Genomic DNA, 6,696 nt, shown 5'->3' on the forward strand with positions numbered 1-6,696 from the left:
AGCTAAAGGTTTTATTTGTTATAACAACAGAGTGCTAGAGATTTGCTAATGAGTCAAGAATTTCGGGTGAGGGAAGCAATAACTTTTTCTAAAAAAGTGCCAGCAACTTTGTGTTGCTGGCAGGGCTGATTAGTTTGTTGAAGGTAGTTCCATGATACCGTCAATCTCAACTTGCACACCTTTTGGTAACGCACGTACGCCAATTGCGGCGCGTGCAGGGTATGGTTGCTTAAAGTACTGGCTCATTACTTCGTTGACAATCGCAAAGTTAGATAAGTCAGTTAGAAAGATATTTACTTTCACCATGTCTTGAATTTGGCCGCCGGCAGCTTGGCAAACAGCTGTTAGGTTTTTGAATACTTGGTGAGTTTGCTCAGTAAAGTCTTCAGAGATCACTTCCATTGTTTCTGGTACAAGTGGAATTTGACCTGATAAATAAACAGCCGTGCCTACTTTAACTGCTTGGCTGTAAGTACCGATAGCTGCAGGCGCATTATCAGTAGAAATAAAAGATTTGTTCATGATTATCCTTGTTACTTTTTACGATAGACTCTTTGCACATCAGGCATAACGCGAATGCGGCGCATAATGTTAGCAACATGAACGCGGTTTTTAACCGTGATGCCTAAATCTATCATGTATAAATTACTTTCTTTTTCGTCAGTCGCTATTTCAACAATATTGGCTTGGGTTGAGGCAACAACATTGGTTAATTTAGCCAGCGCACCTTGGTGATTAATAATCTCAATACGAAGGGCAGCAATATATTCTTTCTCTGGGTTATCGTCCCATTTTACAACGAGGTATTTTGAGCGCTCTTTTTCCCAACCACGAATATTTTTACATTCTTGGCGGTGAACCGTAAGGCCTTTACCTTGGCTTATATAAGCTGTAATTGCATCACCTGGGACTGGGCGGCAGCATTTAGAGTAATTAACTAACATGCCTTCAGTACCGATAATGGTCGCTTTTGCTTTTTGTGCTAGGTCGTCTAGGTCGTCTGCATCAACTTGCATCAAGCGTTTTGCAATAAGCACACTCATGAGATTACCTGAGCCTATTTCGACTAGTAGCTCAAGGACGGTATTTAGTTCATGCTCTTGAAGTACACGGCGAATGTTTTCATCTGGAATATCATCCAGTTTGGTTTCACCAAGTGCTGAGTCTAGTAAACGTCGACCGAGCAGCATGGCTTCTTCATGCTGTTGGCTCTTCAGGTAATTGCGAATACCTAAACGTGCTTTACCTGTTACAACAAAGTTTAACCAAGTTGCATTAGGGTGCGCTCCAGAGCTGGTGATGATTTCGACCGTTTGCCCTGTATCAAGCGCTTTGCTGAGTGGGTGAGGTTTACGGTTAACGCGTGCTCCCACACAGGTATTACCTACATCAGTATGAACTGCATAAGCAAAGTCGACTGCTGTCGCACCCATGGGTAGCTCAACGATACGGCCATCTGGCGTGAAAACATAGATCTCTTCAGGGAATAGCTCTGTTTTAACGTTTTCAACAAACTCAAAAGACGAACCAGCGCTTTGCTGAAGTTCCAGTAAGCTTTGCATCCATTGGCGAGCACGTTGTTGTGCTGTGTGGCCTGCATTATCACCGGCTTTTTTATACATCCAGTGAGCAGCGACCCCTTTATCTGCCATATGATCCATATCGTGGGTACGAATTTGAATCTCAACAGGAATACCATGAGGGCCAACTAATGAGGTATGAAGCGACTGATAGCCGTTAGTTTTTGGTACAGCAATATAATCTTTAAAGCGAGTTTCGATTGGCTTGTAAAGGTTATGCGCAACACCTAATACGCGATAACAGGTATCCATATTATCAACATTGATACGAAACGCGTAGATATCCATCACTTCGTTAAACGAAAGCTCTTTATTAAGCATTTTTTTGTAAATGCTATAAAGGTGTTTTTCGCGGCCAGATATAGTTGCTTCGATGCCAGACTCTTCTAAACGTGCTTCAATCTCAGTCTTAATATTACTGATAACTTCTTTACGGTTACCGCGTGCTTTGACCACTTCTGATCTTAATGCGCGATGGCGCATCGGGTATAACGCTTGAAAGCCTAAATCTTCTAATTCATTTTTAATATCGTGAATACCAAGGCGGTTCGCAATTGGTGCGTAAATCTCTAGGGTTTCACGGGCAATGCGACGGCGTTTGTCAGGGCGCAGTGCGCCTAAAGTACGCATGTTGTGAGTACGGTCAGCCAATTTAATTAAGATCACGCGAATATCTTGCGTCATCGCCATGATCATTTTGCGGTAGTTTTCGGCTTGGAATTCTTTTTTATCTTTAAAGCTGAGTTTATCTAGCTTACTCACCCCTTCAACAAGCTCGGCAACGGTGTCGCCAAAAATTTCAGCTAAGTCTTGTTGGCTAAAGTCAGTGTCTTCAATCACGTCATGCATCAGGGCAGCCATCAGCGTTTCGTGGTCTAAGTGCATGCCGGCAAGTATTTGTGTCACTTCGACAGGGTGGGTGATATAAGGCTCGCCACTTGAGCGTGTTTGGCCTTCGTGGGCTTCGCGAGCGACCACGTATGCTTTTTGTACCAGCTCAATCTCAGCGGGTGGTAAGTATTCGGATATTTTCTTTTTGAGGCCTTCGAATAGATACAAAGTCACACTCCAATGCGCAAATGAAGTAAATCGGTAACGGTATGAATAGAATATACGATGAAAAGAAGGGCTTGCCAACGGCTAGTGTAGAAATACTAGCCGTATAGCTAAATCAAAGCGGGGAGCTTGATTACTGGTTGCCACCTACGATAGCAGCCACAGCAGCCATTTCTGCTGCTTCTTGATGTTGTTGTTCTTCACGATCAATTAAGTCCATAGAAGAGCTATCTACTAACCCTTTCTCAATTTCACGTAAAGCAATAACCGTTGGTTTGTCATTTTCAGCATCAACGAGTGGATCTTTACCACCAACCGCGATTTGGCGGGCACGACGAGCCGCAACTAAAATTAAGTCAAAACGATTACCAATTGCATCTACTGCATCTTCAACAGTTACGCGAGCCATCTTAGCACTCCAAATAAATTCTTAAGCAAAGGCGTAGTTTACTGTACCAAGTTAAATTCGCCAATAGCTTGTGGTTAATTTTTATCTTATTCTTAAAAAAGTATTACTTAAGTAAGTTCTCTAATAACGCCTGATGGCGCACAGTTTGGCTTTTTAACGATAAACGTTTAGCCATAACGATCGTTTCGATTTCAGCAAGTGCAGTATCAAAGTCATCGTTAACCACAACATAATCATACTCATTATAGTGTGATGTTTCTGATTGTGCTTTTGCCATTCTTCCTGCGATTACCTCAGCAGAGTCTTGACCACGGTTATTTAAACGCGATTCAAGTTCTTCTTTTGATGGTGGAAGAATAAAGATAGTCTCAACATCATCAACTAATTTGCGGATTTGCTGAGCACCTTGCCAATCGATATCTAAAAATACATCAATACCCGCTGCAAGTTGACTTTCGATAGCTTGCTTAGACGTACCATAGTAGTTATCAAACACTTGCGCCCATTCAAAAAAGTCATTTTTCTCAATTAGCGCTTTGAACTCATCCACAGAAACAAAGTGATAGTGCACACCGTTTTCTTCACCCGGACGAGGTGAGCGAGTGGTATGCGAAACCGATACTTTCATATCGCTGTGTTTCTCTAATAAAGCACTAATTAAGCTTGATTTACCAGCCCCTGATGGAGCTGACAAGATAAATAAATTTCCGCGAGTTTGCGCCATGATCTGTCTCTAATAAAAAATAAACAGGCTCGGACTATCGCTAATCCAAGCCTTTAATTGAACTATTGTACTTTATTTCGCTAAAAGTGCTCAAGTTTGCCTGCTTTTAGACTTTTCAAAAACAAAGACCCAGCAGGTGCTGGGTCTTATAAAAAACTGTAAAGCGTGCTTATTCAATATTCTGAATTTGTTCGCGCATTTGCTCGATTAACACTTTTAGTTCTACCGCAGCGTTTGTGATATCACTGTTGATAGACTTTGATGCTAATGTGTTTGCTTCACGGTTAAACTCTTGCATCATAAAGTCTAGGCGTCGGCCACATGCGCCGCCTTTAGTTAAGATTTTTTTGGTTTCTTTAACATGTGACTTTAAGCGATCTAGTTCTTCAGCAACATCTTGCTTTTGTGCAAGGTAAATAAGCTCTTGCTCAAGGCGAGACTCATCGATGTCTGTTTTTAGTTCTTCTAGCTTTTGGTTTAGTTTTTCGCGCTGCCATTTAGCGATTTCTGGTAAGTGGCCTTCAACAATAGTTACTTGCTCTAAAATAGCATCAAGGCGAGTTGCGATCATTTCTTGTAAGTTTGCGCCTTCATCGCCGCGAGCTTGTTTAAAATCTTCAATCACTTCATCGAAGCCTGCAATTAGCGCAGTGTTTACGCTATCCATATCGAGCTCTTCGGCTTCCATCACGCCAGGCCAACGTAAAATATCAACAGGGTTGATGTCGCCTTTACTTTGGTTTTGCACCCATTGAGCGCTTTTAATTAATTGCTCAGCGAGTGATTCGTTAATCGTTAACTCACCAACATGCGCTGGATTTGCAGCAAACTTTAAGAAAACTTCAACTTTACCGCGTTGTAAATGTTTACGTAAACGCTCACGAATAACCGGTTCCATGCCACGAAATTGCTCAGGTGCGCGGATAAAAGTTTCAAGGTAACGTTGGTTTACTGAACGAATTTCCCAAGTGCCAGTGCCCCATTCGCCTTTAATTTCGCGGCGCGCATAAGCTGTCATGCTGTGGATCATGGATGATTTCCTAGTGTTATTAAATTTACAAAGTTGACTGATTATACCGAATCAGCTTTTAACCTCTAGCGTAAATTTTCTGAAATGTGCTTTTCTGATGCAGTTAATTATGTAAATGAACATGGCATCTAGCACCACATCGACTTATAATGTGGCAAATTCAGAATTAAGGGGATCGTTAATGCGTCCAAGCGAAAGAACACCTAACCAAATTAGACCGGTTACATTCACACGTAATTACACTATGCATGCTGAAGGTTCAGTATTAGTAGAGTTTGGAAATACTAAAGTTTTGTGTACAGCAACTGTTGAAGCTGGTGTACCACGCTTTATGAAAGGCCAAGGTAAAGGTTGGGTTACGGCTGAATACGGTATGTTACCTCGTTCAACACATACTCGTAATGGCCGTGAAGCATCGCGCGGTAAGCAAGGCGGTCGTACTATGGAAATTCAACGCTTAATCGCACGTGCACTTCGTGCTGCGGTTGACTTAAAGGCGTTAGGTGAAAACACCATTACTATCGATTGTGATGTAATTCAAGCAGATGGCGGTACACGTACGGCATCAATCAGTGGTGCATGTGTTGCATTAGTTGATGCGCTTACTTACATGCGTAGTAAAGGTATGATCAATTCAAACCCACTTAAGCATATGATTGCGGCAATTTCAGTTGGTGTATATAAAGGTCAACCAATTAGTGACCTTGAGTACCTAGAAGATTCTGAAGCCGAAACAGATATGAACGTGATCTTGACCGAAACTGGCAAAATCATCGAAATCCAAGGCACAGCTGAAGGCGAACCTTTCTCATTCGACGAACTTGATGAGCTACTTACATTAGCTAAACATTCAATTCGTGAAATTATCGACGTTCAAAAGCAAGCATTAGCTTAATAAATAAGTAGGTTTATTAGTTATGAAAGATTATCAAAAAGAGTTTATTGAATTCGCACTTGAAAAGCAGGTGCTTAAATTTGGTGAGTTTACTTTAAAGTCTGGCCGCACTAGTCCTTACTTTTTCAATGCAGGTTTATTTAATACCGGTCGTGACCTTGCACGCTTGGGTCGCTTTTACGCTGCAGCACTTGAAGATGCGGGCATTGATTACGATGTATTATTCGGCCCTGCTTATAAAGGTATTCCAATCGCAACAACAACAGCGGTTGCTTTAGCTGATCATCACAACAAAGATGTACCTTACTGTTTTAACCGTAAAGAGAAAAAAGCACACGGTGAAGGTGGTACATTAGTAGGTTCTGAACTTAAAGGTAAGATCATGTTAGTCGATGACGTGATCACTGCGGGTACAGCTATTCGTGAGTCTATGGAAATCATTGCAGATAATGGTGCGGACTTAAGTGGTGTTTTAATTGCACTTGACCGCCAAGAGAAAGGTAAAGCTGAGTTATCTGCTATTCAAGAAGTCGAGCGAGACTTTGGCACTAAAGTTATCTCTATTGTAAAACTAGCTGACTTAATTAGTTACCTAGAAGCCAAAGGTACAATGGATGAGCATTTAGCTGCAGTAAAAGCATACCGTGATCAATACGGCATTGCTTAACAACTAAAAACGCAAACTATTTAAAGGCCCAGCTATATTGCTGGGCCTTTTTGTTTTTAGAGTCTTGTACTTTTATGGCCTTAAATACGGTTAAAAAGTTACTGAAGCGTTAATAAAGTTTCTCTTTTGTGGTGTTTAGACTAAAAAGGATACAAAAGGCAGTTTTTTTAAAGTTTTCTCAAAAAAGTGCTTGCGTTAATTCGCTGCATCCCTATAATGCGCATCCACCGACACGGCGGACTGCTTACAAAAAAGCAAAACGACGAGTTGGTTGAGTCAAGTAAGACTGAGTTTTGAAAAAATAAACTTTTCTCAAAATTAAGTGTTGACAAAAA

Annotated in this window: 7 protein-coding genes; 2 read left to right on the plus strand and 5 right to left on the minus strand. The window is 41.3% G+C overall.

The features are described 5' to 3' along the window. Positions 1-129 precede the first annotated feature (129 nt). The 5 genes from L1272_RS18935 to L1272_RS18955 form a co-directional block, all read right to left on the minus strand. Complete coding sequence (locus L1272_RS18935; protein WP_054554223.1) at positions 130-522, minus strand: RidA family protein; 393 nt, start codon at positions 520-522, stop codon at positions 130-132. An 11-nt stretch (positions 523-533) separates the two neighbouring features. Further along, positions 534-2,639, minus strand: a complete 2,106-nt coding sequence (spoT, locus tag L1272_RS18940) for a bifunctional GTP diphosphokinase/guanosine-3',5'-bis pyrophosphate 3'-pyrophosphohydrolase (RefSeq protein WP_138601110.1) — start codon at positions 2,637-2,639, stop codon at positions 534-536. Between the two features lie 130 nt (positions 2,640-2,769). Continuing rightward, positions 2,770-3,045, minus strand: coding sequence for a DNA-directed RNA polymerase subunit omega (gene rpoZ / locus L1272_RS18945; protein WP_054554225.1), 276 nt, complete (start codon positions 3,043-3,045; stop codon positions 2,770-2,772). Positions 3,046-3,148: 103 nt separating this feature from the next. Beyond that, a complete protein-coding gene (gmk, locus tag L1272_RS18950; RefSeq protein ID WP_235374079.1) occupies positions 3,149-3,769 on the minus strand; it encodes a guanylate kinase in 621 nt (206 codons plus the stop codon). A 169-nt stretch (positions 3,770-3,938) separates the two neighbouring features. Beyond that, positions 3,939-4,799 carry a YicC/YloC family endoribonuclease gene (locus L1272_RS18955; protein ID WP_235374080.1) on the minus strand — a complete coding sequence of 287 codons (861 nt, stop codon included), beginning with the start codon at positions 4,797-4,799 and terminating at the stop codon, positions 3,939-3,941. A 181-nt stretch (positions 4,800-4,980) separates the two neighbouring features. Between L1272_RS18955 and rph the strand changes: the two genes are divergently transcribed. Together rph and pyrE are read left to right on the plus strand one after the other, a co-directional pair. Next, positions 4,981-5,694 (plus strand): ribonuclease PH, encoded by a 714-nt coding sequence (gene rph, locus L1272_RS18960; protein WP_054554228.1) that lies wholly within the window; start codon positions 4,981-4,983, stop codon positions 5,692-5,694. A gap of 22 nt (positions 5,695-5,716) precedes the next feature. Continuing rightward, the gene (pyrE, locus tag L1272_RS18965; RefSeq protein WP_063699763.1) at positions 5,717-6,361 is read left to right on the plus strand and encodes an orotate phosphoribosyltransferase; all 645 of its coding nucleotides are present in this window, start codon (positions 5,717-5,719) and stop codon (positions 6,359-6,361) included. Positions 6,362-6,696: the final 335 nt, after the last annotated feature.

The organism is Pseudoalteromonas sp. PAST1, assembly GCF_021532515.1.
Taxonomy (GTDB): domain Bacteria; phylum Pseudomonadota; class Gammaproteobacteria; order Enterobacterales; family Alteromonadaceae; genus Pseudoalteromonas; species Pseudoalteromonas simplex.

Excerpts from the sequence above, each read along its gene's own strand:
- L1272_RS18935 (WP_054554223.1), bottom strand. The coding sequence starts at position 522 with ATGAACAAATCTTTTATTTCTACTGATAATGCGCCTGCAGCTATCGGT.
- rpoZ (WP_054554225.1), bottom strand. The coding sequence starts at position 3,045 with ATGGCTCGCGTAACTGTTGAAGATGCAGTAGATGCAATTGGTAATCGT.
- gmk (WP_235374079.1), bottom strand. The coding sequence starts at position 3,769 with ATGGCGCAAACTCGCGGAAATTTATTTATCTTGTCAGCTCCATCAGGG.
- L1272_RS18955 (WP_235374080.1), bottom strand. The coding sequence starts at position 4,799 with ATGATCCACAGCATGACAGCTTATGCGCGCCGCGAAATTAAAGGCGAA.
- rph (WP_054554228.1), top strand. The coding sequence starts at position 4,981 with ATGCGTCCAAGCGAAAGAACACCTAACCAAATTAGACCGGTTACATTC.
- pyrE (WP_063699763.1), top strand. The coding sequence starts at position 5,717 with ATGAAAGATTATCAAAAAGAGTTTATTGAATTCGCACTTGAAAAGCAG.